Source organism: Streptomyces sp. SP18BB07, assembly GCF_036322545.1.
In the GTDB taxonomy this organism is placed as follows: domain Bacteria; phylum Actinomycetota; class Actinomycetes; order Streptomycetales; family Streptomycetaceae; genus Streptomyces; species Streptomyces deccanensis.
This window is the reverse complement of record NZ_JAQYWT010000274.1, coordinates 49,840-73,886: the sequence shown is the minus strand read 5'-3', so window position 1 is coordinate 73,886 and position 24,047 is coordinate 49,840. Positions and strand designations below refer to the sequence as shown.

The 24,047-nt window shown below is 71.4% G+C and carries 25 protein-coding genes and 2 tRNA genes; 9 read left to right on the top strand and 18 right to left on the bottom strand.

Features of this window, described 5'->3' with window-relative positions:
- Window positions 1-4: 4 nt before the first annotated feature.
- A complete protein-coding gene (locus PUR53_RS13225; protein ID WP_329908403.1) occupies window positions 5-178 on the bottom strand; it encodes a hypothetical protein in 174 nt (57 codons plus the stop codon).
- A gap of 93 nt (window positions 179-271) precedes the next feature.
- Between PUR53_RS13225 and PUR53_RS13220 the strand changes: the two genes are divergently transcribed.
- A complete protein-coding gene (locus PUR53_RS13220; RefSeq protein WP_329898309.1) occupies window positions 272-1,234 on the top strand; it encodes a GlxA family transcriptional regulator in 963 nt (320 codons plus the stop codon).
- Window positions 1,235-1,252: 18 nt separating this feature from the next.
- Here the strand turns inward: PUR53_RS13220 and def are convergent, their stop codons facing one another.
- The 8 genes from def to PUR53_RS13180 all read right to left on the bottom strand — a co-directional run bounded on the left by def (window position 1,253) and on the right by PUR53_RS13180 (window position 8,188).
- The gene (gene def, locus PUR53_RS13215; RefSeq protein WP_239757153.1) at window positions 1,253-1,903 is read right to left on the bottom strand and encodes a peptide deformylase; all 651 of its coding nucleotides are present in this window, start codon (window positions 1,901-1,903) and stop codon (window positions 1,253-1,255) included.
- Between the two features lie 139 nt (window positions 1,904-2,042).
- Complete coding sequence (locus tag PUR53_RS13210; RefSeq protein ID WP_239757151.1) at window positions 2,043-3,050, bottom strand: tetratricopeptide repeat protein; 1,008 nt, start codon at window positions 3,048-3,050, stop codon at window positions 2,043-2,045.
- Window positions 3,051-3,177: 127 nt separating this feature from the next.
- The gene (locus tag PUR53_RS13205) at window positions 3,178-4,407 is read right to left on the bottom strand and encodes an HD-GYP domain-containing protein (RefSeq protein WP_329908402.1); all 1,230 of its coding nucleotides are present in this window, start codon (window positions 4,405-4,407) and stop codon (window positions 3,178-3,180) included.
- On the bottom strand, window positions 4,404-5,843 hold the full coding sequence (locus PUR53_RS13200; protein WP_329908401.1) for an HD-GYP domain-containing protein: 1,440 nt from the start codon (window positions 5,841-5,843) through the stop codon (window positions 4,404-4,406). Before PUR53_RS13200 ends, PUR53_RS13205 begins: the two co-directional genes overlap by 4 nt.
- 178 nt (window positions 5,844-6,021) lie before the next feature.
- Window positions 6,022-6,411 (bottom strand): roadblock/LC7 domain-containing protein, encoded by a 390-nt coding sequence (locus PUR53_RS13195; RefSeq protein WP_239757147.1) that lies wholly within the window; start codon window positions 6,409-6,411, stop codon window positions 6,022-6,024.
- 84 nt (window positions 6,412-6,495) lie between these two features.
- The gene (locus PUR53_RS13190) at window positions 6,496-7,014 is read right to left on the bottom strand and encodes a hypothetical protein (protein WP_329908400.1); all 519 of its coding nucleotides are present in this window, start codon (window positions 7,012-7,014) and stop codon (window positions 6,496-6,498) included.
- On the bottom strand, window positions 7,014-7,850 hold the full coding sequence (locus tag PUR53_RS13185; protein ID WP_329898306.1) for a hypothetical protein: 837 nt from the start codon (window positions 7,848-7,850) through the stop codon (window positions 7,014-7,016). The genes PUR53_RS13190 and PUR53_RS13185 overlap by 1 nt, the downstream gene beginning before the upstream one ends.
- Window positions 7,847-8,188 carry a hypothetical protein gene (locus PUR53_RS13180; protein WP_045559249.1) on the bottom strand — a complete coding sequence of 114 codons (342 nt, stop codon included), beginning with the start codon at window positions 8,186-8,188 and terminating at the stop codon, window positions 7,847-7,849. Before PUR53_RS13180 ends, PUR53_RS13185 begins: the two co-directional genes overlap by 4 nt.
- Before the next feature lie 194 nt (window positions 8,189-8,382).
- On the opposite strand from PUR53_RS13180, the gene PUR53_RS13175 reads away from it, so the two are divergent.
- Window positions 8,383-8,748 carry a hypothetical protein gene (locus PUR53_RS13175; protein WP_329898305.1) on the top strand — a complete coding sequence of 122 codons (366 nt, stop codon included), beginning with the start codon at window positions 8,383-8,385 and terminating at the stop codon, window positions 8,746-8,748.
- Window positions 8,749-8,858: 110 nt separating this feature from the next.
- Here the strand turns inward: PUR53_RS13175 and rsrA are convergent, their stop codons facing one another.
- The 4 genes from rsrA to PUR53_RS13155 form a co-directional block, all read right to left on the bottom strand.
- A complete protein-coding gene (gene rsrA / locus PUR53_RS13170; protein WP_329898304.1) occupies window positions 8,859-9,170 on the bottom strand; it encodes a mycothiol system anti-sigma-R factor in 312 nt (103 codons plus the stop codon).
- Window positions 9,167-9,838, bottom strand: a complete 672-nt coding sequence (sigR, locus tag PUR53_RS13165) for an RNA polymerase sigma factor SigR (RefSeq protein WP_045559042.1) — start codon at window positions 9,836-9,838, stop codon at window positions 9,167-9,169. The genes rsrA and sigR overlap by 4 nt, the downstream gene beginning before the upstream one ends.
- A gap of 268 nt (window positions 9,839-10,106) precedes the next feature.
- On the bottom strand, window positions 10,107-10,754 hold the full coding sequence (locus PUR53_RS13160; RefSeq protein WP_329908399.1) for an alpha/beta hydrolase family protein: 648 nt from the start codon (window positions 10,752-10,754) through the stop codon (window positions 10,107-10,109).
- Window position 10,755: 1 nt separating this feature from the next.
- Window positions 10,756-11,571, bottom strand: coding sequence for an SOS response-associated peptidase (locus PUR53_RS13155; RefSeq protein ID WP_329898302.1), 816 nt, complete (start codon window positions 11,569-11,571; stop codon window positions 10,756-10,758).
- Between the two features lie 105 nt (window positions 11,572-11,676).
- Between PUR53_RS13155 and PUR53_RS13150 the strand changes: the two genes are divergently transcribed.
- From PUR53_RS13150 to PUR53_RS13135, 4 genes are all read left to right on the top strand, one after another.
- Complete coding sequence (locus PUR53_RS13150) at window positions 11,677-12,399, top strand: M50 family metallopeptidase (protein WP_329898301.1); 723 nt, start codon at window positions 11,677-11,679, stop codon at window positions 12,397-12,399.
- A 132-nt stretch (window positions 12,400-12,531) separates the two neighbouring features.
- Complete coding sequence (aroA, locus tag PUR53_RS13145; protein ID WP_329898300.1) at window positions 12,532-13,872, top strand: 3-phosphoshikimate 1-carboxyvinyltransferase; 1,341 nt, start codon at window positions 12,532-12,534, stop codon at window positions 13,870-13,872.
- A 16-nt stretch (window positions 13,873-13,888) separates the two neighbouring features.
- The gene (gene rsgA / locus PUR53_RS13140; protein ID WP_329898299.1) at window positions 13,889-14,902 is read left to right on the top strand and encodes a ribosome small subunit-dependent GTPase A; all 1,014 of its coding nucleotides are present in this window, start codon (window positions 13,889-13,891) and stop codon (window positions 14,900-14,902) included.
- 129 nt (window positions 14,903-15,031) lie between these two features.
- Window positions 15,032-15,355: a DMT family transporter gene (locus PUR53_RS13135; RefSeq protein WP_319244820.1), complete on the top strand. Its 324-nt coding sequence runs from the start codon at window positions 15,032-15,034 to the stop codon at window positions 15,353-15,355.
- Between the two features lie 29 nt (window positions 15,356-15,384).
- Here PUR53_RS13135 and PUR53_RS13130 read toward each other — a convergent pair whose 3' ends face one another.
- On the bottom strand, window positions 15,385-16,002 hold the full coding sequence (locus PUR53_RS13130; protein WP_329908438.1) for a TetR/AcrR family transcriptional regulator: 618 nt from the start codon (window positions 16,000-16,002) through the stop codon (window positions 15,385-15,387).
- Between the two features lie 309 nt (window positions 16,003-16,311).
- Between PUR53_RS13130 and hisN the strand changes: the two genes are divergently transcribed.
- From hisN to PUR53_RS13115, 3 genes are all read left to right on the top strand, one after another.
- Window positions 16,312-17,112, top strand: coding sequence for a histidinol-phosphatase (hisN, locus tag PUR53_RS13125; RefSeq protein ID WP_329898298.1), 801 nt, complete (start codon window positions 16,312-16,314; stop codon window positions 17,110-17,112).
- 152 nt (window positions 17,113-17,264) lie between these two features.
- A complete protein-coding gene (locus tag PUR53_RS13120) occupies window positions 17,265-17,657 on the top strand; it encodes a CBS domain-containing protein (protein WP_329898297.1) in 393 nt (130 codons plus the stop codon).
- Between the two features lie 159 nt (window positions 17,658-17,816).
- Window positions 17,817-18,233, top strand: a complete 417-nt coding sequence (locus tag PUR53_RS13115) for a Fur family transcriptional regulator (RefSeq protein WP_329898296.1) — start codon at window positions 17,817-17,819, stop codon at window positions 18,231-18,233.
- Between the two features lie 115 nt (window positions 18,234-18,348).
- On the opposite strand, the gene PUR53_RS13110 is transcribed toward PUR53_RS13115, so the two are convergent.
- The 4 genes from PUR53_RS13110 to PUR53_RS13095 form a co-directional block, all read right to left on the bottom strand.
- Window positions 18,349-18,422 (bottom strand) — tRNA-Met (locus PUR53_RS13110).
- 265 nt (window positions 18,423-18,687) lie between these two features.
- Window positions 18,688-20,700, bottom strand: coding sequence for a tetratricopeptide repeat protein (locus PUR53_RS13105; protein WP_329908398.1), 2,013 nt, complete (start codon window positions 20,698-20,700; stop codon window positions 18,688-18,690).
- A gap of 171 nt (window positions 20,701-20,871) precedes the next feature.
- A tRNA-Met gene (locus PUR53_RS13100) sits at window positions 20,872-20,945 on the bottom strand.
- A 44-nt stretch (window positions 20,946-20,989) separates the two neighbouring features.
- Window positions 20,990-23,926 carry a UPF0182 family membrane protein gene (locus PUR53_RS13095; protein WP_329898470.1) on the bottom strand — a complete coding sequence of 979 codons (2,937 nt, stop codon included), beginning with the start codon at window positions 23,924-23,926 and terminating at the stop codon, window positions 20,990-20,992.
- Between the last annotated feature and the right edge of the window lie 121 nt (window positions 23,927-24,047).

Below are 24,047 nucleotides of genomic sequence, written 5' to 3'. Positions count from 1 at the left end.
GCGATCAGGCGGGGCGGGCGACGCGGTGCGACGCCCGCCGCTCCTCCGCCGCCCGTTCGAGCTGCCGGTCGACGCGCCGGTCGTGCACGGCGCCGACGACCGCGGGCAGCACCACCAGGGCGAGGAGTCCGAGGACGGCCAGTGTTCCGATGAGTCCTTGCAGCTGTGTCGTATCCATGGACACCACTGTCGCGCCGAACACTCCTGACAAACAGTGGCAGGACTGCCGCATCCCCTCGAATTACTGCCACTTCCAAGGCACACTGGCAGCATGCTGAAGAACGTGGCCGCCGTCCTCATGGACGGCGTGCATCCCTTCGAACTGGGCGTCGTCTGCGAGGTCTTCGGCCTCGACCGCAGCGACGAGGGCCTGCCGGTGTACGACTTCGCGGTCGCGTCGGCGGAGGGCCCGACCCTGCGGACGCACGCGGGCTTCACCGTCTCCACGCAGCACGGCCTGGACCGGCTCGAAGAGGCCGACCTGGTGGTCGTACCGGCGGGCGACAGCTATGTGCACCGGATCTACCCGGCCGAGTTGCTGGACGCGCTGCGCCGGGCCGCGGACCGGGGCGCCCGGGTACTGAGTGTGTGCTCGGGCGTCTTCGTGCTCGGCGCGGCCGGACTGCTGGACGGCCGGCCCTGCACGGTCCACTGGCAGCACTCCGAGGAACTGGCCCGGCAGTATCCACGCGCGGTGGTCGAGCCGGACGTGCTGTACGTGGACGCGGACCCGGTGATCACCTCGGCGGGCACGGCGGCCGGTATCGACGCCTGTCTGCACATCGTCCGCAAGGAACAGGGGCCGGAGGTGGCGAACAGGATCGCCCGGCGCATGGTGGTACCACCGCACCGCGACGGCGGCCAGGCCCAGTTCATCGAGCGGCCGCTGCCGCGCTCGCAGTGCGACACGGTCGGCGAGGTGCTCGTGTGGATGGAGCGACATCTCGACGAGGAGGTCACCGTCGAACAGCTCGCCGCCCGCGCGCACATGTCCCCGCGCACCTTCGCGCGCCGCTTCCAGCAGGAGACCGGGACCACCCCGTACCGCTGGATCCTGCGCCAACGGGTGCTGCTGGCCCAGCGGTTGCTGGAGGCGACGGACGAGACGGTGGACGCCATCGCCTGGCGCACCGGCTTCGGCACCGCCGCCGCCCTGCGTCATCAGTTCGTCCGGTCCCTGGGCACGACGCCGCAGGCCTACCGCCGGACGTTCCGGGGCCCGGAGGCCGCCTGAGGGCGGCGCCGCACCGGCTCAGTCGTTGGCGACCACGGGGTAGCGGGGCTCGTTCTCGGCCATCTGCCGCAGCGCGTCCTTGCGGTCGCGCTTGGAGAGCCGGTCGATGTAGAGGTAGCCGTACAGGTGGTCGGTCTCGTGCTGCAGGCAGCGCGCGAAGTAGCCGGTGCCGCGCACCTTGATCGGGTTGCCCTTCTCGTCCTGCCCGGTGACCTCGGCGTAGTCGGGGCGGGCGAGTGGCATGTACGCCGTCGGCACGGACAGGCAGCCCTCGTTGCTGTCGTCCAACCGGCGCTTCTCGGCGGGCAGTTCGACCAGCTTCGGGTTGCAGACGACACCGGTGTGGCGCTTGCCCTCGTCGTCCGGGCAGTCGTACACGAACACCTTCAGATCGACGCCGACCTGGTTCGCGGCCAGGCCCACGCCCTCCGCCGTGCGCTGGCTGGCGAACATGTCGTCCACCAGCTTGGCCAGCTCGTCGCCGAACTCCGTGACGTCCTTGCACTCCTTGTGCAGCACCGGGTTCCCGACCACGGTGATCGGCAACGACGTGCCGCGCTCGCGGTAGGCCTGCTCGCGCTCCTCGCAGTCCTCCGTGTCGATGACGAACCCCTCGTCATCGACGGGGAGCACGCCCACGTGCTGCTGATCGGTGTCCTGCTGGGCCATGACAGACGTACGCCTTCCTCAAAACAACAAGCGATGAAGTTGCTGATACAGGGTACGGGGACCGCGCCCCGTAAGGGGCGCGGGGAACTGCGCGAGCAACCACCTCGAACCCGCGGCCGAGAGCCGAACCGTACGCCCCCTAGCAGACCTCTTCCAGATCCCGCCAATCACGAGAATCCGGACTGTCGGCGACCCACCCGTCCAGCAACCCCCGCACCAGCGAGGCCGGCGCGGCGATGCCGCACTCCCGCTCCGGCGCCCACAGCTGCCCGTCCGTCACGTGCTGCAACGGCCCGGGATGCCCGGGCTCGCTGTGATCGTGCGGGTCGAGATGCTCCCCGTCCCCCTCGTCGGACGGCATACGCGACTCCGAGCACAGCCGGCACAGCAACCGCACCGAGGACGACCAGTCCTCCGCCGCGAATCCCGCGTCCGCCGCGAGCCGCTCCAGCGCGTCCCGGTCCGCCTCGGTCGCGGCCTCCAGCAGCACCACCCAGGTCGGGACGGGGGACGGCGCCCACAACTCGATCTCGTCGAACACCGGATACGCGTGCCCCGCGGCCGTGGTCCGCTCCCCGTGCGGCACCCCGTCGTGCAGGACGACCTCGCCCCAGCGCCGCCCGGAGGACGGCAACGGGATGGAGAGCACCTCGATCCGGGCGGGGTCGAGCCGCCGCCCCCACACGACCTCGGCCTCGCCCTCGGGCGAGAGCCGTACGGCCGCGCTGCCGAGGTCCATGCCCACCGGCTCCCCGGAGTCCCCAGGTCCGCTTCCGGGTTTCGGCCGGGACGCGCCCCCGGGCACCCGCAGCCCGTACGCCTGCCAGGCCCGGCGGGCCAGCGGCCAGTCCTGGAGGGCCGTGGCGGCGATGCCCACGTTCCACCAGTCGGGCGCGCCGGTCTCGCGGTCGAGCAGCGCGACGGCCCGCAGACCTGCCGCTCTCGCCTGTTCCCAGTCGTGCCGGAACTTGTGCAGCAGGGCCAGGTTGAACCAGGACTCGGACAGCCACGGCTCCAGGTCCGCGGCACGTGTCAACAGCGCCCCCGCGTCCTCGTACCGACCGTCGCCGATCAGCGTGAACGCACGATCGGTGGCCTGCCGCCAAGAGGCGGAGGGCCGATGCCGTCCCTTGCCGAAGATCCTCACGATTCCCGCCTGCCAGTTACGGTTCCCGCCTGCCAGTTCCGTCGGAGTGGGCTGGCCGTCGCCCCCGGTACACCCTCTCCCTCGCATCCAACCACGACCGGATGGAGAGGCGCTCATTACCCATGGGTTACCCCACCGCGGGCAAGGTCAGACAGTCTCTCGACAGTACCCGCGCGAGCGACTCCACCACCTCCGGGTGATAGTCCCGAGCCGTGCCCAGCCGCAGTTCCTCCAACGCCCTGAGCGGTCCTTCGGGCCCTGCTTCCCTGACCTTCTCCTCGTATGCGTTCACGGCGCGCACGATTCGCGCGCCGACCGGCTGTTCACGGTACGGATCCGCCTGCCGCTCCACCACCACGGCGACCTCGGCGTCCACCCCGGTCTGCCGTACGACGGCGCCGCCCAGCAGCGCGATACGGCGCTGTTCGGCCGCCGGGAGCCCGGCGGTGGCCCCGGCGGGGACGGGGTCGACGAGGCTGAGCTGACCGATGTCGTGCATCAGGGCCGCGTACTCGACGACGATCAGCTGGGATTCGCAGAGCCCCAGCTCACGGCCCACCTCGCGGCTCAGCAGGGCCACCCTCCGGGCATGCCCGGCAGGCGTGTACCCGGCGATCTCCGTGGCGCGGGCGAGGGAGGCGATGGTCTGGCGGTAGGTGGTCCGGACGAGGGCGTACCGCCGGAACGACAGCGTGGTGAGCAGCAGCGGCAGCGAGAAGACCGGCAGCGCCCACAGTCCGGCGACACCGACCGCGAGGGCCATGACGGCCCCCGTCGCGCACACCGCCGACCCTATTCCGGCCAGCGCCCGCAGCTCGTCCCCGAGGAGCGGGCCGAACGGCCACCGGGTCCGTGCGTGCGCCATGGCCGCCGCCAGCATCGCGTCGCACAGCGCGGTCAGTACGAGCAGCGCGACGAGCAGCAGGGCGTACGAGGGGCCGCTCCACTCCGCCGACAGGCCCCGGTGGTGCAGTGACCGGAGGCAGAGGGCGGCGATGGCGACGGTGAGGACGCGCCGGGTGAGGTGATCGACAGTCGAACCGCGCCCCTTGGCCACATGCGGCACACATCCCAGCAGCGCGGCCCCGACGACGACGGCGACGACCTGGAGCACCCCGTGACCCGTCGGCACCCCGCCGTTCTCCCCCAGCAGCGCGTAGGCCAGCGCCCCGGCGGCGCCGAGCGGGGCCACGTCACGCCCCTCCGCCCCACGCCACCGCGACAGCTCCCCCACGCTCACGAGCGCCCCGAACGCGAGAGCGACACCGGGGTCGTCGAGACCGTGCCAGAGGGTATGGCCGAGGGCCAGCAGGGCAAGGCCCCCGGCGAGACAGCGAAACCCGAGGAGCGACGTCACGGCACCCGCCCCTCACCGGCACGGCCCCGTGCCTGCCCACCGTCCGCCGGAGCGAGGCCCGCCCGCGGACCGTCCGCCCGAGGGTCGGCCCCCGTGTCCCCAGCCGCCTCCGCCTCCCCCGGCCCCGCCTCCCTCGGCATCTCGCCGGCCGGGATGTTTCCGCTGGGGTCCGCGGTGACGGTCGGGGTCCAGCCGTGGTGGGCAAGGGCGCGGGTCAGTGCGGTCACCATGACGGGGTCGAACTGCGCGCCCGCGCAGCGCCGCAGTTCGGCGAGCGCGGCGGCGACGGGGCGGGCCCGGCGGTAGGAGCGGGTGGACGTCATCGCGTCGAAGGCGTCGGCGACCGCGACGATCCGGGCGAACTCGGGTATCTGGCCCCCGACCAGCCCGTAGGGGTACCCGCTCCCGTCCAGCCGCTCGTGGTGGTGCAGCACGGCCGCCCGGGCCTCCCCGAGGAAGGCGATCCCGCGCACCATCTCGTGGCCGTACTCGGGATGCAGTTCGACGACCCGTCGCTCCTCGGGCGTCAGCGGCCCGTCCTTGCGCAGCAGCCGCGTGGGCACCCCCAGTTTCCCCACGTCGTGCAGGATCCCGGCGAAGCGGAGGACCTCGGCCCGTTCGTCGTCCATGCCCAGTTGCCGCGCGATCAGCAGGGACGCCTGCGCGACCCGCTCGCTGTGCCCGCGCGTGTACCCGTCCTTGATGTCGACGGCCTGGACGAGCGCGCGAATCGTTGCCCGGTGCGCCGCCCGCTCCCGGTGGTACTGCGCGAACACCCAGCAGGACAGGTACATCGGCAGCAGCACGAGCAGCGCGGCGACGGGCCCGTGCGGACTGCGCCACAGCACGGCCATCATCAGCCCGGCGAGCCCGTGCACGGTGACGGGCGCCAGCGAACGCCAGAAGAGCCCGCGCCAGGCGGCACGTGCGGGCACCCGCTCGGCGAGCGCCAGGATCCCGCCGTCGAGCAGCGTGAGCACCGCGCAGAACACCACCGCCGCGGCCCCGGCGGGCAGCAGCGCGTACGGGAAGTCGGGGCCGGCGACCGCGTCCCGGCCGCCGAGCGCCGCGTGCGCGTGCGCCGCGGCCCACACCGCGAGCACCAGCCGGCCCGCCCGCCAGATCCGCCGCAGCCCTCGCGGCCGCTGCTCGACCCGGGAGACCAACGCGCCCGGCACGGCCACGAGCGCGGCGGCGGGCACCGGCAGCAGAAAGGCCCCGGCGAGGAGGACGGGGAAGAAGGTGCCCATGCCCTGGGGCGCACGGTGGCCCATGAAGGGGCAGCGGGTGATCTGCTCGCACGCGGCGTACAGCGCGGCGAGCAGGGCGACCGCCTCCCACGGGACATGGCCGCCCGGCAGGGCCGCGAGACAGGCCAGGGCGCCGAGGACGACACAGGCGACGTACACACGTGCCCCTGTCGGCACCGACCCCATGGCACCCTCCCGAGTTCAGGCTCCGGAGCCTAGGACGGGCCGGAACCGGAGGGGACGGCTACGGATGAATCCATCGCGCCACGACGGCCGGATTAACCCCTTCGAGTGAAGCAGCACTCTCAAGTTGACCGGCCCGAGCGAGGAACCGTCGAAGCCTCGCTCGAATCACCGAGCCCCCTCAGTGCGCCACATCCGCCGCGAGCACCTTGTTGAGCTGCTCCACGGTCGCCGGGGACTCACGTTGGAAGGCGGCGAGGTCGAGACCGTCGTCGCCCATGACCGTCAACAGCGTGCGCTCGCCCACGGCGACGACGATGACGTGCCCCGCACCGCACCGGACGACGACCTCGCGGAGCGCCCCGGCCCCGGACTGGTCGGCCATCCGACGGCTGACGCCGAGGGTGGCCGCGGCGAGGGCGGCGACGGACTCGGGGTGGACCTTGTCGACGTCGGCGACGACGAGGAGCCCGTCCACGGTGGACAGGACGCTCTCGGCGACGCCCATCACCCTGTCACGCAGCGAGGCCAGGATCCCGGTCAGCGATTCGGTCGATGCGTGTGCGGTCATGAGCACGTGCTCCTTGGTCCATACGTCTGCGGTGGGTGTGCGGTCCGAGCGGCAGGGGGTGCTTGCGGGACTGCCCGGCGCCCGCTACTCGGGCAGGTGCCGGTCGGACTCGGGGAGAGCCCGCAGCCCGCGGCGGACACGCCGCAGCATTTCGACGGAGGGTTGGTCGGCCAGCAGTTCCTCGGCCGACAGCGGGGGCATGGGCGGGAAGGGGGACGGCACGGCCGGGTTGTCCGACGTGCCGTCACCGGCGTCTGCGGGAAGACGCGACGCGCCCCGCACGGGTAACGGTGGCGGCTTCGCGGCGACCTCACCGGGTCCGGCGCGCGACGGCCGTTCCACGGCCGGGACGTCGTTCTCGGCGAGCGGTGCCGATTTTTCCGCCGTCCCCCCGGACGGTGGCGGTTCGGCAGGTGTGCCGCCACCGGGCTCGGTGGACGGCGGTCGTGCTGTCTTCGTGGGGACGTCCGCGGCGGACGGCGGGGCTTCGGCGGGCGGGACCGGGTGGTCGTCCGCGGGCGCTCTCGGCACTTGACGCCGTCGGAGGCGGGCGACCTTGCTGCGTATACGGCGTTTGCGGGCCGGGTCCTTGTGGGGGCTCACTACCCGCCCTTCGCTCCGAGGTCTCCGGTGGGAGAGCCTCCACCGGGCCTGCGTCTCGGCAGGGGACCGGCTCTCGGTGACGGTTCGTCTGCTGCCGGCTGACCCCGGTGGACCCGGGGCGCGGTGCTGGGCCGGCTGTCGGGGGCCGGCCTGGTCTCCCAGTGGACGGCCCGGCGCGCTTCCAGCCGGACGAGGTCCAGCATCACCGCGTACAGTCCGCGCCCCCGGGCGAAGGCGATGTCCCGTGGGGTACGGCGGCCGTTGGCGCTCTCGACGACGTCCCGGTGGCGTCGGGTCAGCCGCCCGTCGGACTCCGGGGTGCCGCGATCGCCGACCGGTCGGGGCCGGACCCGGGCCAGTTCGCCCGCGGGACCCCAGAGCCGGGTCAGCAGCGCCATGCGGCGGGTGGTCTCCTCGGCCAGCGGTCGCGGCTCGACTCCCGGCCGGGCCAGCAGGGTGGGCCGGCGTTCGGTCAGTTCCCAGCCGCCGGGCGGACTGAGCGCCATCGCGAAGGCCCCGTCGAACACGGCCGCCGTGCAGACGACCTCCAGCTCGGCGGCGCCGATCAGACCGGCGCCGATCAGGTGCGGAGCGAGCCGGTCCGCGTCGGGTTCGGCCGCGCAGGCCGCCAGCCAGGCCTCGTCGTCGATCCGGCCGGAGGCGAGCAGCGTGGACGTCGCGGTCGGCGCGCCCGGCGTCTCGATCGCTCCGATCAGCCCGTCCCGCAGGTGAATCGTTCCACCGGGGGACCCCGCGACCCGTACCGTGCCGGTGTAGCCCTCCTGGTGCAGTGCCTGCAGCAGGGCGGGGACGTTGCGTGCCGAGGGAGTCTTCACGCCAGCACCTCGCGTGCCCGGTCGCCGAGGCTGCGCAGGGCCAGCGCCACGTTCGCCCGGTCACGGTCGAGGCCGGCCGCGAGCAGCAGCGGGTCACCGGCCGACCGGTCCACCGAGAGCAGCACATGATGGCGTCGTCTGCTGGTCATGACCACGCTCTCCAACTCACCCTCGGCCCCGGCCGCGCCGAGCCGATCGGAGATGAGCGTGGCGAGATCCGAGCACTCCGCCCCCGTCCCCGCCTGGGCGGCGTCGCCGGCGACGGCGTAGGTGAGGCCCGTGACCGCGTCGATCAGGGCGAGGCCGGTGACGCCGGGCGAGTCGAGAAGCCGGTCCAGGGAGGCCTGGAGCGCGGGCTTCCTTTCCTCAAGTCCCCCCATTCGCCCTCCACGTTGACGCGCCGCACAGTACTTTGAACGCCAACTTCCATAACACACAGAAAAGTTGATGTTTGTGACCGGTAGGTCACTCGCGTCGATCGTAGTTGGCCGGACAGTGACCGGTCAGCAGCACTGAGGAATTGGGGCAGCAAATGAACATCGAGACGGCGCTCAAGGAAGCCATGGCCCTCGACGGCGCGATCGGTGTCGCGCTCGTCGACTACGAGAGCGGTATGTCACTAGGCGCCCTCGGTGGCGGGCAGCACCTCGACCTCGAACTCGCGGCGGCCGGCAACACCGAGGTGGTGCGCTCCAAGATGCGCACCCTGGCCTCGCTGGACATGGACGACGTGATCGAGGACATCCTGATCACCCTGGGCCGGCAGTACCACCTGATCCGCCCGCTGACCAGCAGCAAGGGCTCGCTCTTCCTCTACCTGGCGCTGGACCGCTCCCGCAGCAACCTGGCGCTGGCCCGGCACGGCCTGAAGCGCATCGAGAACGGCCTGGAGGTCTGAGCCCGTTCCACTTCGTTCCACCACCGCGCTCCGCACACGACTGAGCCCGTTTCGGGAACGGCCGTCCGACCGCCCCCGAAACGGGCTCAGAAGTAAGCCGGCGAAGTACGTCAGCTCTCCTGCGGTGTGACCGGCGAAGCCGTCACATCATGCTCGGGAACGGTCTGTCCCGATCGGATCAGATCGATCCTGCCCATCACCTTGGCGCGCAGATCCGTGGGCACGTCGTCCTGCCCGCAGCACCGCTTGACCAGCTTCTTGACGGCCTGTTCGAGCCCGTACTTCTCCAGGCAGGGCGAGCACTCCTCGAAGTGGTGCTCGAACTTGGTGCAGTCGGAGTCGGGCATCTCCCGGTCGAGAAACTCGTAGAGATGATCGAGGATCTCGCTGCACTCCGTCTCATGCGGCTCTCCGCAGCTCATGAGCCCGAGCCTTTCGCTTCGTTCGACTCTCCGGCGCCGGCCGGGACAAGCCCGCGGTCACGGGCGTAGTCCTCGAGCATGCCGCGCAGTTGACGGCGGCCCCGGTGCAGCCGGGACATCACCGTACCGATGGGTGTCCCCATGATGTCGGCGATCTCCTTGTACGCAAAGCCCTCGACATCGGCGAGATAGACCGCGATGCGGAACTCCTCGGGGATCGCCTGCAGCGCCGCCTTCACATCCGAGTCGGGCAGGTGGTCGAGCGCCTGCGACTCGGCGGAACGCAGCCCGGTCGACATGTGCGACTCGGCGCGCGCCAGCTGCCAGTCCTCGATCTCCTCGGCCGCGCTGCGCTGGGGTTCGCGCTGCTTCTTGCGGTACGAGTTGATGAAGGTGTTCGTGAGGATGCGGTACAGCCAGGCCTTCAGGTTGGTGCCCTCACGGAACTGGTGGAAGGACGCGTACGCCTTCGCGTACGTCTCCTGCACCAGGTCCTCGGCGTCGGCCGGGTTGCGCGTCATGCGCAGCGCGGCCGAGTACATCTGGTCGAGGAATTCCAGAGCGTCCCGCTCGAACCGGGCGCTGCGCTCCGCGGCGGTCTCGGTGCCCTCGGGCTGCTCCGCCTGGCCCCGTTCGGTCCCTGCGTCGGTCCCAGTGACCGGACCCACCTCCTCCAGCGTCTGTGCGATACCGAAACCGGTACCACCAGAATCGGAGGATAGACGACGATCCATGCCCGCCGCCGCCCGAACAGGGCCGCTCTTGGCCGCGTGCAGCACCGTCCAGTCCAGGTCAGCGCGGCTGCTGCGGCTCGGGCAATAGGTCGAACCCATGCGGCGGACTTCCTCTCCTACGGCGGTCAGCACGGTCTTTCGCGCTGTCTGATCCGCACAACCAAGGCCCGTCGCTCCACATTCCCGGACACCGCCGGACGGGTCAGCGAAGTGACGCGATCCACTCCACGACACCGTCGGTGATCACGGTCAGCGCCTCGTCCTGCCCGAGGGGCGCCCGCTTCGGCACGGCGAACCCATGATCGCCGTACGGCACCTCGACGAGCCCGTACGTCCCCGCCGGGAACTCCTCCGGCCTCCCGAACGGATCGTTGCCGCCCTGGACGACGAGGGTGGGCGCCCCGGCCCCGAGCAGTTCGTCGGCCCGGGACTTCTCCGGCTTCCCCGGCGGATGCAGCGGGAAGCTCAGCGCCAGTACGGCCGCCGCGCCCAGCTCCGCCGCCGTACGACAGGCGACCCGGGCCCCGGCGCTGCGGCCGCCCGCGATCACCGGCAGCCCCGGCTTCGCCAGCGCGGGCCACAGGCCCCGCCAGCCCACGTCCAGCGTCTTCGGCGCGGGCGCGAGCTTCTTCCCGGCCACCCGCCACGGCTGCTCCACCAGGGCAACGGTCACACCGTGCGCGGGGAGCGCGGCGGCGAGGGCCCGCAGATCACGGGCCTCGATCCCGCCACCGGCCCCATGGCTGACGGCGAGGACGAATTCCGGCCCCTTGGCCTTGTACCAGCTGACGCGGCCCGTACCGGCCTCGGTGTCGATCTCTTCCGTCGCTGCTGCCTCGATCTCGGTCACGTCAGAAGAGTGTGCCCTCCTCCGGCCCCTCCAGCTCCTTCAGCAGCTCCGGGCCGTTGTTGCGGACGTTGCTGACGGCCGTGGTGACGGGGTAGGCGCGCATCAGCCCGGCGGGCGGCGGTTCGAGCAGCCCGCGCAAGTCGTCGAGATCCGTACGCGCCGGATCGAGCCAGCTGTCCCAGCGGTCCGGCGTCAGCATCAGCGGCATCCGGGGGTGGATCTCGGCCAAGGCGTGCGGGCCGTCCTCCGGCGCCACCGCCAGCGGGGTCGTCTCGGCCTCCGTCGTGATCACCGAGCAGGTCGCCCACCAGGCCCCCGGATGGTCGTCCGGCAGCGTCCTGTCCCGCCAGAACTCGTACAGCCCGGCCATCGCGAAGACGGAACCGTCGGCCGGGAGCACGAAGTAGGGCTGCTTGCGCGGCCGCTTCTTCTTCCCCTCGACCTCCAGCTCCCGCTCCCCCTTGCCGGTGACCCACTCGAAGTAGCCGTCGGCGGGCAGGATGCACCGCCGGGTGGCGAAGGCACGGCGGTACGACGGCTTCTCGTGCACGGTCTCCGCGCGGGCGTTGATCATCCGCGCCGCGCCCTCGGGGTTCTTGGACCAGGAAGGGACCAGCCCCCACTTCAGCTTCCGCAGCTGGCGAACCGGCCGCTTGTCGTCGGCGTCCTTCAAAGGACGGTCGAGGACCGCGTAGACCTCCTTGGTGGGAGCCACGTTGTAATCCGGCTCCAGGGTCTCCTCCGGCTCCCACTTCTCGATCTCAAAGATTCCTGCGAGATCCTCGGGCCTACGACTCGACGCATACCGTCCGCACATAAATGCCACACTGCCAGGCCCACCCGTCACCCGACCACCACCCCCCAACGATGGCGCTACGCGCCAGCCCCCGTTGATCGCGACCCGAGGGAGCCACCGCAGAACATGGAAAGCACCGCAGCCACCTCCCTGGCCAGCCTGTGGGACGAAGTCTTCGGCACCCAGCCCGACCCCGACCTGTGGGTCGTCATAGCCACCTCGGTCGCCGCGCTCGCCGCGATCGTCCCGCACGGCGTCTGGCGGCTCTCGCGCAACGCCATCACCATCGCGCACGAGGGCGGCCACGGGCTGGTCGCGCTGCTCACCGGCCGCACCCTCACCGGCATCCGACTGCACTCCGACACCAGCGGCCTCACGGTCAGCCGCGGCAAGCCCACCGGCATCGGCATGATCCTCACCGCCGCCGCCGGCTACACGGCTCCCCCGCTCCTCGGCCTCGGCGGCGCCGCCCTCCTCGGCTCCGGCCGCATCACCCTGCTCCTCTGGCTCGCCACGATCCTGCTGGTCGCCATGCTGGTCATGATCCGCAACGCCTACGGCGCCCTGACGGTCCTCGTCACCGGCGGCACCTTCGTCGTCGTCTCCTGGCTGGCGGGCCCCCAGGTCCAGGCCGCCTTCGCCTACGCGGTCGTCTGGTTCCTGCTGCTGGGGGGCGTACGCCCGGCCTTCGAACTCCAGGCGAAGCGCCGCCGAGGAAACGCCGGCGACTCCGACGCCGACCAGCTCTCCCGGCTGACCCACCTCCCGGCGACGGTCTGGCTGGTGATGTTCCACGTGGTGTCGCTGTGCGCGTTGATGGGCGGCGGGCGCTGGCTGCTGAACCTCTGAGCGCCTCGGATCCGATGGCGGGGGCGCCCCTCAAGGAACGCGGGGAACCGCGCGAGAAGCCCCGCCGGACCCTCAGCCGCCCCCGGCGATCACGAGGCACCCCCGTGGGCGAACCCCTACTAAAGTGGCCGCATGGCCCTGAACGCACAGCCCGCCCTCTGGCCCGCCCCCACCGCGAGCGGAGCCGTCGACGCGACGGTCCACGTCCCGGGGTCCAAATCGGTCACGAACCGCGCCCTCGTCCTCGCCGCCCTCGCGAGCGAACCAGGCTGGCTGCGCCGCCCCCTCCGCTCCCGCGACACCCTTCTGATGGCGGGCGCCCTGCGCGCGATGGGCGTCGGCATCGAGGAGACCGTCTCGTCCAGCTCCGCCGCCACGGACGCCTCCGCCGGCTCCGGCGAGGCCTGGCGTGTCCTGCCCACCGGGCTGCACGGCCCGGCCACGGTCGACGTCGGCAACGCGGGCACGGTCATGCGCTTCCTCCCCCCGGTGGCGGCCCTGGCGGACGGCCCCGTCCGCTTCGACGGCGACCCCCGCTCCTACGAGCGCCCCCTGAACGGCGTGATCGACGCCCTGCGCGTCCTCGGCGCCCGGATCGACGACGACGGCCGGGGCGCGCTCCCCCTGACCGTCCACGGCGGCGGCGCCCTGGACGGCGGCCCGGTGGCCATCGACGCGTCCTCGTCGTCGCAGTTCGTCTCGGCGCTCCTCCTCTCGGCCCCCCGCTTCAACCAGGGCGTCGAGGTCCGCCACACGGGCGCGACCCTGCCTTCGCTCCCCCACATCCGGATGACCGTCGACATGCTGCGCTCGGTGGGCGCGCAGGTGGACACCCCGGAGTCGGGCGGCGAGCCGAACGTCTGGCGGGTCACCCCGGGCGCCCTGCTGGGCCGCGACCTGACGATCGAGCCGGACCTCTCCAACGCGCAGCCGTTCCTGGCGGCGGCCCTGGTGACCGGCGGCAAGGTCGTCGTCCCCGACTGGCCCGCGCGCACCACGCAGCCCGGTGACCAGCTCCGCGAGATCTTCACGGAGATGGGTGGCCTCTGCGAACTGACCGAGTACGGACTGGTGTTCACCGGTTCGGGCGCGATCCACGGCATCGACGTGGACCTGAGCGAGGTGGGCGAACTGACCCCGGGCATCGCAGCGGTCGCCGCCCTCGCCGACTCCCCCTCCACGCTGCGCGGCGTCGCCCACCTCCGCCTCCACGAGACGGACCGCCTGGCCGCCCTCACCAAGGAGATCAACGAACTCGGCGGCGACGTCACCGAGACCGCCGACGGCCTCCACATCCGCCCACGCCCGCTGCACGGCGGCGTCTTCCACACCTATGACGACCACCGCATGGCCACCGCCGGTGCGATCATCGGCCTGGCCGTGGAGGGTGTGCGGATCGAGAACGTGGCGACGACGGCCAAGACGCTGCCGGACTTCCCCGACATGTGGGCCGGGATGCTGGGGAAGAACTGACGGGCGGACCGGGATCATGCGCCGTTACGGCAAGCACACCGACGAGGACGACATCCGCAGCCGCCCGAACCGCAAGGGCAACCGTCCCCGTACGCACATCCGCCCGAAGCACGAGGACGCCGCCGAGGGCATGGTCCTCACCGTCGACCGCGGCCGGCTGACCTGTCTGGTCGAGGACCGTGTGGTGATGGCGATGAAGGCCCGTGAACTGGGCCGGAAGGCGGCCGTCGTCGGCGACATTGTGGCCCTCGTGGGCGACCTCTCCGGCAAGAAGGACACCCTCGCTCGGATCGTCCGCATCGCCGACCGTACGTCGGTGCTGCGCCGCACCGCCGACGACGACGACCCGTACGAACGCGTCGTCGTCGCCAACGCCGACCAACTCGCCATCGTCACCGCCCTGGCCGACCCCGAACCCCGCCCCCGCCTGATCGACCGCTGCCTGGTGGCGGCCTACGACGGCGGCCTGGAGCCCCTCCTCGTCCTCACGAAGTCGGACCTGGCCTCCGCCGACAAGCTCCTGGAGCTCTACGGCGACATCGACATCCCGTACGTCGTGACGAGCCGCGAGGAACTGGAGACGGGCGGCGCCGCCGACCGCGTCCGCGCACACCTGGCCGGCAAGGTCACGGCGTTCGTCGGCCACTCGGGTGTCGGCAAGACGACCTTGGTGAACGCTCTGGTCCCCGAGGACCGCCGCCGTACGACGGGCCTTGTCAACGCGGTGACGGGCCGGGGGAGGCACACCACGACCTCCGCGCTCGCCCTCCCCCTCGCGGACTCGGACGGCGGCTGGGTCGTGGACACCCCCGGCGTGCGCTCCTTCGGCCTCGCTCACGTCGATCCGTCACGGGTGATCAACGCCTTCCCGGACCTCGTCCCGGGCACGGAGGGCTGCCCCCGCGCGTGCGGCCACGACGAGCCGGACTGCGCGCTGGACCAGTGGGTGGCGGACGGGCACGCCGACCCGGCCCGGCTCTACTCCCTGCGCCGATTGCTCTCGACGCGCGAACGGCGGGAAGGCGACTGACCTCCGCGTTGTTTGCGCCCCCGCCCACCCGGTAAGTGCATAATCGCACCGAGTCGGACCCAGACCAGACGAGATCAGCCGAGAACAGACGAAGCGGTCACGGAACGTGGGACACGGGAGGGACGAGACATGGCGTGGCTGCTGGTGGTCGTGGCGGGGCTTCTGGAGACCGGATTCGCCGTCTGTCTGAAACTCTCGCACGGCTTCACCAGACTCTGGCCCACGGTCGCCTTCTGCGTCTTCGCCCTCGGCAGCTTCGGCCTGCTGACCCTCTCCCTGAAGAAGCTCGACGTCGGCCCCGCCTATGCTGTCTGGACGGGCATCGGCGCGGCCGGCACCGCGATCTACGGGATGATCTTCCTCGGTGACATCGTGTCGACCTTGAAGATCGTCTCGATCACCCTGGTGATCGTAGGCGTCGTGGGACTCCAACTGTCGGGCTCGGCCCAATAGTTCGGCCCGCGTGTCGCTTCCGGCGGCGGCTAGCCGAGGGTCCGGCTGAGCTGACGGGGCAACGCCGTCCGTACGAGGTCCGTGACCCCGCCCTCGACCGGGGGCGCCGCCACGCACGAGAGGGCGAGCCGCACCGCGAGTTCGCAGGAGCGGGCGAGCTCCGCCGTGTCCGACTTGGGGGTGCCGGGCGCGGACAGCACGGCCACAGCGCGCTCGCGCACCAGGGCCACGAAGTCGGTGGGCGCGGGCAGCGGTCCGTCCGCGCGGCGCTGCGCGGGCACCGCGGAGGGCGAGCGCACGGCGGCGAGCGGCGGTGCCGGCAGTCGCTCGCTCCAGCAGCCGGTGAGCATGGCGCGAATCAGCGCGTTGTTGCGGGAGGCGGCCACGGTCCACTCGGCGGTCGCGGCCAACCGGTCCCGGGAGTCCACGGGGGTGGCCAGCGCCCGCTCGACGCCCGCCAGATAGCCGTCCGCTTCCCTGCGGACCAGGGCTCTGGCGAGCCCGTCCTTGCTGCCGAACTCGTTGTACAGCGTCTGACGTGACACTCCGGCCACCGCCGCCACGTCCACCATGCGCACGGCGGACCACGGCCGGCGCACCAGCGCCGTGTAAGCGGCGTCCAACAAGGATTCCCGCGCTGCAGGCATCATCGCCTCCCTAAAAGCGAGCGGGCGGCTCTGGCCCTCAGATTTGACGCGCATCAGGTCACTGTCAAGGGTTCACGGCGCTCCCCAGGGGCGCACTCCGGCCAACGTGCGCGGCCCTCGCCGGGCCCGTGATGACAGCCCCAACTCGTGTGCCCAGCACCACGATCCCCATACGTACCGCCCGGCGCGGCTGGGGGGCGGTCGTACCGCCGCCCCCGCCCCCTCCGCCCCGCCTGCGGCACCCTTGGGCACCCCCCTACCCCGGCCCCCTATGGCAACGCACCGACCTCGGCGGATACCGTTCGCCACATGGCCGATTACCTCGACGACCTCCGCCTCGCCCACGTCCTCGCGGACGCCGCCGACGCGACCACCATGTCCCGCTTCAAGGCCCTGGACCTGAAGGTCGAGACGAAGCCCGACATGACCCCGGTGAGCGAGGCCGACAAGGCCGCCGAGGAACTCATCCGCGGCCAACTCCAGCGCGCGCGTCCCCGGGACGCCATCCTCGGCGAGGAGTACGGCGTCGAGGGCACCGGCCCCCGCCGCTGGGTCGTCGACCCCATCGACGGCACCAAGAACTACGTCCGGGGCGTCCCCGTCTGGGCCACCCTGATCTCCCTCATGGAGGCGGCGGAGGGCGGCTACCAGCCCGTCGTCGGCGTGGTCTCCGCCCCCGCGCTCGGCCGCCGCTGGTGGGCCGCGAAGGGCCACGGTGCCTTCACCGGCCGCAGCCTCAGCTCGGCCTCCCGCCTGCGCGTCTCCCGTGTCGCCGATCTGCCGGACGCCTCCTTCGCGTACTCCTCCCTCAGCGGCTGGGAGGAGCGCGGCCTCCTGGGCGGCTTCCTGGACCTGACCCGCGAGGTGTGGCGCACGCGCGCGTACGGCGATTTCTGGCCGTACATGATGGTCGCCGAGGGCTCCGTGGACATCTGCGCCGAACCCGAGCTCTCCCTCTGGGACATGGCCGCCAACGCGATCATCGTCACGGAGGCGGGCGGCAGCTTCACCGGCCTCGACGGCCGCCCCGGCCCGCACAGCGGCAACGCGGCAGCCTCGAACGGCCTGCTCCACGACGAGCTCCTGGGCTATCTGAACCAGCGCTACTGAGCCCTGGAACGATCCGGAGTGCCCCGAACTGACCACGCACGCCCTCTTGTTGACCTCCGCTTTGCCTGCCACATTGAGAGTCCCCCCACTTGTGAACTTGTGAATCCTTGAACAATCAGTTCACCGGATTCCCTAGGAGGTGGCTGAACTCCATGCTCGTCCGCGACGCCATGAGCACAGTGGTCCTCACCATCGGCCCCGATCACACCCTCCGCCAGGCCGCCGCCCTGATGGCGGCTCGCCGGATCGGCGCGGCCGTGGTCCTCGACCCGGACGCCGGCGGACTCGGCATCCTGACCGAACGCGACGTCCTCATCTCCGTCGGCCTGGGCCAGAGCCCCGACGCCGAGCGCGCCCACGCCCACACCACCACCGACGTCGTGTTCGCCACGCCGTCCTGGACCCTGGAGGAGGCGGCCCGCGCCATGGCGCACGGGGGCTTCCGCCATCTGATCGTCCTCGACCAGGGCGCCCCCATCGGCATCGTCTCGGTCCGCGACATCATCCGCTGCTGGGCACCCGCCCGACAGCACGCACCGGCATAGCCCCCGGCCTCGGACGCACGAACGGGCCGGAGCCTCCCAAGAGACCCCGGCCCGCCCCGACGGCAGCGGTGAACCGCATTGGACACGATCCAAGTCAAGTCACGTTCTAAAGTCACACCCGTTCGGATTCTGTTTCCGCTTGCTGTTACGCTGGCCGGTATGAGTGACCTTCTGGAGCGGCTGCGCGGACGCGGATGGCGTATGACCGCGCAGCGGCGCGTCGTGGCCGAGGTCCTCGACGGCGAACACGTCCATCTGACGGCCGACGAGGTGCACGCGCGCGCTGTCGCCAAGCTGCCCGAGATCTCCCGGGCGACCGTCTACAACACCCTGGGTGAGCTGGTCTCCCTCGGTGAGGTGCTGGAGGTCGCCACGGACCGGCGTGCCAAGCGGTACGACCCGAACGCGCACCGCCCGCACCACCACCTGGTCTGCGCCCAGTGCGGCACGATCCGCGACGTCCACCCGACCGGCAACCCGCTGGCCGACCTCCCCACCTCCGAGCGCTTCGGCTTCACCGTCTCGGACGTGGAGGTCACCTACCGGGGCGTCTGCCCGACCTGCACCAAGGCGTAGCCCCACCCCCGCACGACGAAGCCCCCGGCGCCACGACGCCGGGGGCTCTTCTTCGCGCGTGCACGAAAACACCGATGGCCCGGAACCTAACAGGTTCCGGGCCATCGGCCTTCAGTAGCGGGGACAGGATTTGAACCTGCGACCTCTGGGTTATGAGCCCAGCGAGCTACCGAGCTGCTCCACCCCGCGGCGATGAACAGAACACTACGTCACCCCGACCGACCAGAGCAAATCCATTAAGCCCGCCCCCTGACCAGCACCTCCACCGGCAAGCGACTCCCACGCGCCGCCTCTGCGCCCGTCCCGAACTGCGGGCAGTCGTGCCGCTGGGGCGGCGCGGGTGGGCGCAGCGGCACCCCGCAAGCGCGGGTGAGCGAAACCCCGCCCCGCCCGGCACGACCCCCGGGCGCCCTCACACCCCCGCACCGCAGAGCCGCCGCCCCGCCCACGCCCCCTACGCCGACAGCTCGTCCCGCAAGGCATCCCGCAACCGCGCCGCCCGCTCCGCCACCTCCGCCGGCCCGAGCGCCACGGCCCGGTCGGCCCACCGCTTCCCCTCCACCAGCTCGCCCCGACGCGCGTAGACGAGGGCGAGCCGCAACGCCGCCCGCCCATGCCCCGCGTCGGCGGCACGGGCCCACCACACCGCGGCCTCCGGCTCACTGCCCTCCCGAGCCAGCAGCAGCCCCAGATTGAACGCCCCGTTCCGCGACCCGGACTCCGCCGCGACCCGGTACCACCGCGCGGCCTCGACCACGTCGCCCCGCCCGGCCGCCAGCATCCCGACCCGCACCTGCGCCCGCCGGTGCCCCTGCGACGCGGCCCGCTCGTACCACTCCTCGCACTCGTTCTTCTCCCGCACCGGCTCCCCCAGCTCATGCGCGGGCGCGGGCGGACGGCGCGCGTCGAGCACGGCGGCCAGCCGGTACGCGGCCTCCGCGCTGCCCCCACCGGCGGCGCACCGCAGATGCCGCTCGGCGGCCCGCTCGTCACCGTCCCGCAGTCGCGCTATGGCGACCTGGAGCGCCGCCTCGGTGTGCCCGGCGGCTGCCGCCCGCTCGTACCAGACCAGTGCCGTCGCGTCGTCGCCCCGCCCGGCGAACAGAATGCCCAGGTTGAAGGCGGCGTCGACGCTCCCGGCCTCCGCGGCCTTGGAGAACCACGGCTCCGCACCGGACGCGTCGCCGACCTGGAGCAGCAGGATGGCCAGAGCGTTCGCCGCCTCCCGGTGCCCGGCGTACGCGGCGCGCCGGTACCACTGCTCGGCCTGCGCGGTCCGCCCCTGCTCGGCGCAGAGCAGCCCGAGGTTGTACGCGCCGTTGACGTCACCGGCGTCCATCGCGGCCCGGTACCAGCGCTCGGCGGTCTGCGTCTCGCCGCGCTCGGCGTGCAGCGCGCCCAGCGCGTTCGCCGCGTTGCCGTCGCCGTCCTGGGCGGCCCTCAGCCACCACACGGCGGCGCTCTCCGTGTCGCCCGCGTCCCGCAGCAGGAACCCGAGCGCGCACGCGGCACGCGGCTCGCCGTGCTTGGCGGAGGTCAGGTACCAGCGCCCGGCCTCCTTGAGCTCCCCGCGCCGCTCCAGGATCGCCCCGAGGTGCAGCGCGGCCCGCCGGTGCCCGCGCGCGGCGGCCTGCCGGTACCACTGCTCGGCCTCTTCGGCGGCGCCCGCCCCGACACCGTTGTCAGCACCACGCTCCCCCGCGCCCACGGCAGAGCCACCGGCACGCGCGACAGCCCGCCCGTCCCGCACGGGAGCTCGGCCCTCGCGGCCGCCGCTCCCGATCTCGAGCGCCGCGCGCGCGATCCTCCGCCCCTCGCGCACGGCGGTGCGCTCCTCCTGCTCCGCGCGCTGGTCGAGCGTCCGTGCGAGCCGGTACGCGGCCTCACGGTGCCCGCGCTCGGCGGCCGCTCTCATCCACCGCTCGGCGGCGGCGTCGCTGCGGTGCTCCAGCAGGTCGGCGAGGGCGTACGCGCCCAGGGCGTGCCCCTGCTCGGCGGACTGGCGCAGCCAGTACTCGGCGGCCGGCTCGTCCCCGCGCTCGCGGTGGTGTCGGCCGAGCGCGTGCGCGGCCGCGGCGGAACCGGCGACGGCCGCGACCCGCCACCAGCTGGCGGCCTCGTCGGCGTACCCACGCTGGTGCAGCAGGACACCCAGGTTGTTGGCGGCCGCGCGGTCCCCGGCCGCGGTGGCACCCCGCAGACAGGGCTCGGCTCCGTCGAGGTCGCCGCGGCGCAGCAGCATGGCGCCGAGGACGCTCATCGCCTCGGTGTCACCGGCTTCGGCAGCGAGCCGCTGGCGCGCCTCCTCGACGGCGTCCGCCGTCTCGTCCTCGTCCCCCGCGCGCACGGACTCGACCGACGAGGCGGACTCGGCGGGCACCACGAAGTCGGCAGGCAGCGCAATGTCGGCAGGCTGCGCAAACCGCCCTGTCTCCAACAGAGTTGCCTTGTCCCCCATAACGTCCATCGTCGCACCACCTGCAACCTGGGTACACCTGGTATACCGCAGCCATTGAGGTCACTACAGCGTTTTGTCGACATGCCCACAGAGCGACAAGTCAAACACAGATCTGCCGACCGTCCCAGGCAACACGTCGAAGGCCCGGATCCTTTGGAGGATCCGGGCCTTCAACTTCAGTAGCGGGGACAGGATTTGAACCTGCGACCTCTGGGTTATGAGCCCAGCGAGCTACCGAGCTGCTCCACCCCGCGCCGTTGTGTTGCAACCGTACCACGGCGCGGGAGGGAGCCTTGCATCAGCCGCTTCCGGAGCCTCCGTCGCCGCTCTGGTCGCTCTCCTCACTGCCGCCGCTGCCGCCGGTCCCGTCGGCCTTGGACTGCGCGTCCTCGGCCCGCTTCAGCGCGTCCTCCAGGTCCTGTTGGGCCCGGCCGTACGCCTCCCAGTCGCCGTCCTTGAGGGCCTGCTGCCCCTCGTCGAACGCCTTCTGGGCTTCCTGCAGGGCCTGTTGGACCGTCGGATCACCGGACGTCGGCGGCTCGTCGGTGCCCTCGTCGGGGTCGTCCGCCGGTGGCTCGGTGGGCGCGCCCTCGGTCTCGAACACCTTGTTGAGCGCCTCGTCGAGGGTGTCCTCGAACGCCGTGTTGCCGCCGTAGGTGACCAAAACCTTGCGCAGCAGCGGGTACTTGAGTCCGCCGCCTCGCACATAGACGGGTTCCACATACAGCAGGCCGCCGTCGAGCGGGACCGTCAGGAGGTTGCCGTACTCGACCTGTGAGTCACCTCTCTTGAGGAGGCTGATCGTCTCGGCGATGTCCTGTTCGGAGTTGAACTGGCTCTGGACCTGTTTCGGTCCGTCGATCGGTTCGCTGGTCGGCAGTTTCAGAATTCTGATCTTGCCGTAGTCCTTGGTACCCGCCTCGGCGTTGACCGCCACGAAGGCACTGAGGTTGTCCCGGCCGTTCGGCGTGAGTGTCGTCGTCAGCGAGAACGCCTGTTCCGACTGGTTCGGGAGCTTCATGCTCAGGTAGTACGGCGGGACCGCGTTGCCCGAGGTGTTGGTCGGGTCGTCCGGGACCTGCCACACCTCGCTGCCGCTGAGGAACGTCTCGGCGTCCTTCACGTGGTAGCGGGTCAGCAGTTCGCGCTGCACCTTGAACAGGTCCTGCGGGTACCGCAGATGGGCCAGCAGCGAGTCGGAGATGTCGTCCTTCGACTCCACCGTGCCCGGGAACGCCTTCATCCAGGTCTTCAGGACCGGGTCCTGGGTGTCCCACTGGTAGAGCTTGACCTGACCCGTGTACGCGTCGACGGTCGCCTTCACCGAGTTGCGGATGTAGTTGACCTGGTTCTGCTGGGCCACCACCGCGCGCTGGCTGTTGTCCGCGGTCAACGAGTCGGCCGTCGTGTCGCCCAGGGTGGTGCGGGAGGCGTACGGGTAGCCATTGGTGGTGGTGTACGCGTCGACGATCCACTGGATCTTGCCGTCGACGACGGCCGGGTAGGCGTCGCCGTCGATGGTCAGCCAGGGGGCGACCGCCTCGACGCGCTCCTTGGGCGTGCGGTTGTAGAGGATCCGCGAACCCTCGCCGATGGCGCCGGAGTAGAGGATCTGCGGCTCGTTGAACGCCACCGCGTACGCGGCCCGGTTGACCGGGCTGGAGAGGTTGACCCCGCTGTTGCCCTTGTAGCTGGTGGTCTTCTCACCGCTGTCGTCGGAGTAGTCGATCTCGTCCTGGGGACCGCCGACGATCGAGTACTGGGTGGTCTTCTCGCCGTAGTAGACCCGCTGCTGGTACTTGCCCAGGTCGCCCTTGGACGGCAGGTCCGACTCGGTGAACACCGGACGGCCGCCGGAGGTGGCCTCGGTGCCCTTGGCGGCGACCACGCCGTAGCCGTGGGTGTAGCGGAAGTGGTCGTTGATCCAGTTGTTCTTCGGGATACCGGCGAGGTTCAGCTCGCGCAGACCGATGACCGTGTCCTGCTCCGCGCCGTCCTCATTGCTGTACCGGTCGACGTCCAGGTTCGTGGGGAACGCGTAGTAGTTCCTCATCTGCTGGAGCTGCTGGAACGTCGGCGAGACGATGTTCGGGTCGAGCATGCGGATGCTGGCCGTGGTGTCGGCGTCCTTGCGGAGCTTGGCCTTGTCCGTGGTGTCGCTCACACCCGAGTACTCCTCGACGTCGGTCCCGTCGATGCCGTAGGCCTGCCGGGTCGCCGCCAGGTTCTTCTCGACGTACGGCGCTTCCTTGGCCTGCTCGTTCGGCTGGACCTGGAACTTCTGGACGATGGCCGGGTACAGCCCGCCGATGAGGATCGCGGAGAGCACCATCAGCCCGAAGCCGATGACGGGCAGCTGCCAGGTGCGCCGCCAGATGGTGGCGAAGAACAGCAGCGCGCAGATCACGGCGATGCAGAACAGGATCGTCTTGGCCGGCAGGTACGCGTTCGCGTCGACGTACCTCAGGCCCGTCCAGTTGCCCGTCGCCTTGAAGTCGCTGGACTTCACGGCGAGCCCGTACCGGTCGAGCCAGTAGGCGACCGCCTTCAGGGCGACGAAGATGCCGAGGAGCACCGACAGGTGCCCGGTGGCCGCGGCGGTGGCGCGCGCACCCGGGGAGGTGACCCTGAGGCCGCCGTACAGGTAGTGCGTGAGCGCGGCGGCGATCACCGAGAGCACGGCCGCGGCGAAGCCGAAGCCGAGCAGGAAGCGGTACCAGGGCAGGTCGAAGGCGTAGAAGGAGACGTCCAGGTGGAACTGGGGGTCCTTCTGCCCGAACGACACCCCGTTCACCCACATCAGCCAGGTGCGCCACTGCCCGGAGGCGGAGGCGCCGGCGATGAGGCCCACCAGGGAGGTGATCCCGAGGAGCAGCCACTTCTTGTAGGGCGCGATGCCCATGCGGTACCTGTCGAGGCTCTGCTGCTCCATCGACATCGCGCTCAGCGGCGGCCGCAGCCGGTGCGCCAGCCAGATGTTGAAGCCGACCGAGGCCGACATCAGCAGACCGAAGACGAAGAAGAGCCCGATCTTCGTCCACAGTGTGGTGGTGAAGACGGACGAGTACTTCACCGACCGGTACCAGAGCCAGTCCGTCCAGAACCCCGCGAACATGACGAACGCCATGCCGAGGACGGCAAGGACGCCCAGCGTCATGAGCAGGGTCCGGACCCGTCGGGACGGTCGGCCCACTCTGATCCGCGGCCCCGTCGGGCCTCCGCCGCGGTCCGGCATCTGGAAAGCCAAGGTGCGCACCTCGAAGTTCGCTGTCGATACGTCAGGCCCGCGTCTACGGACCCTCCAGCGGGCCCCGTGATCGCAGGGGCCTCACCTATGCAACTTACTCACGCTTTAC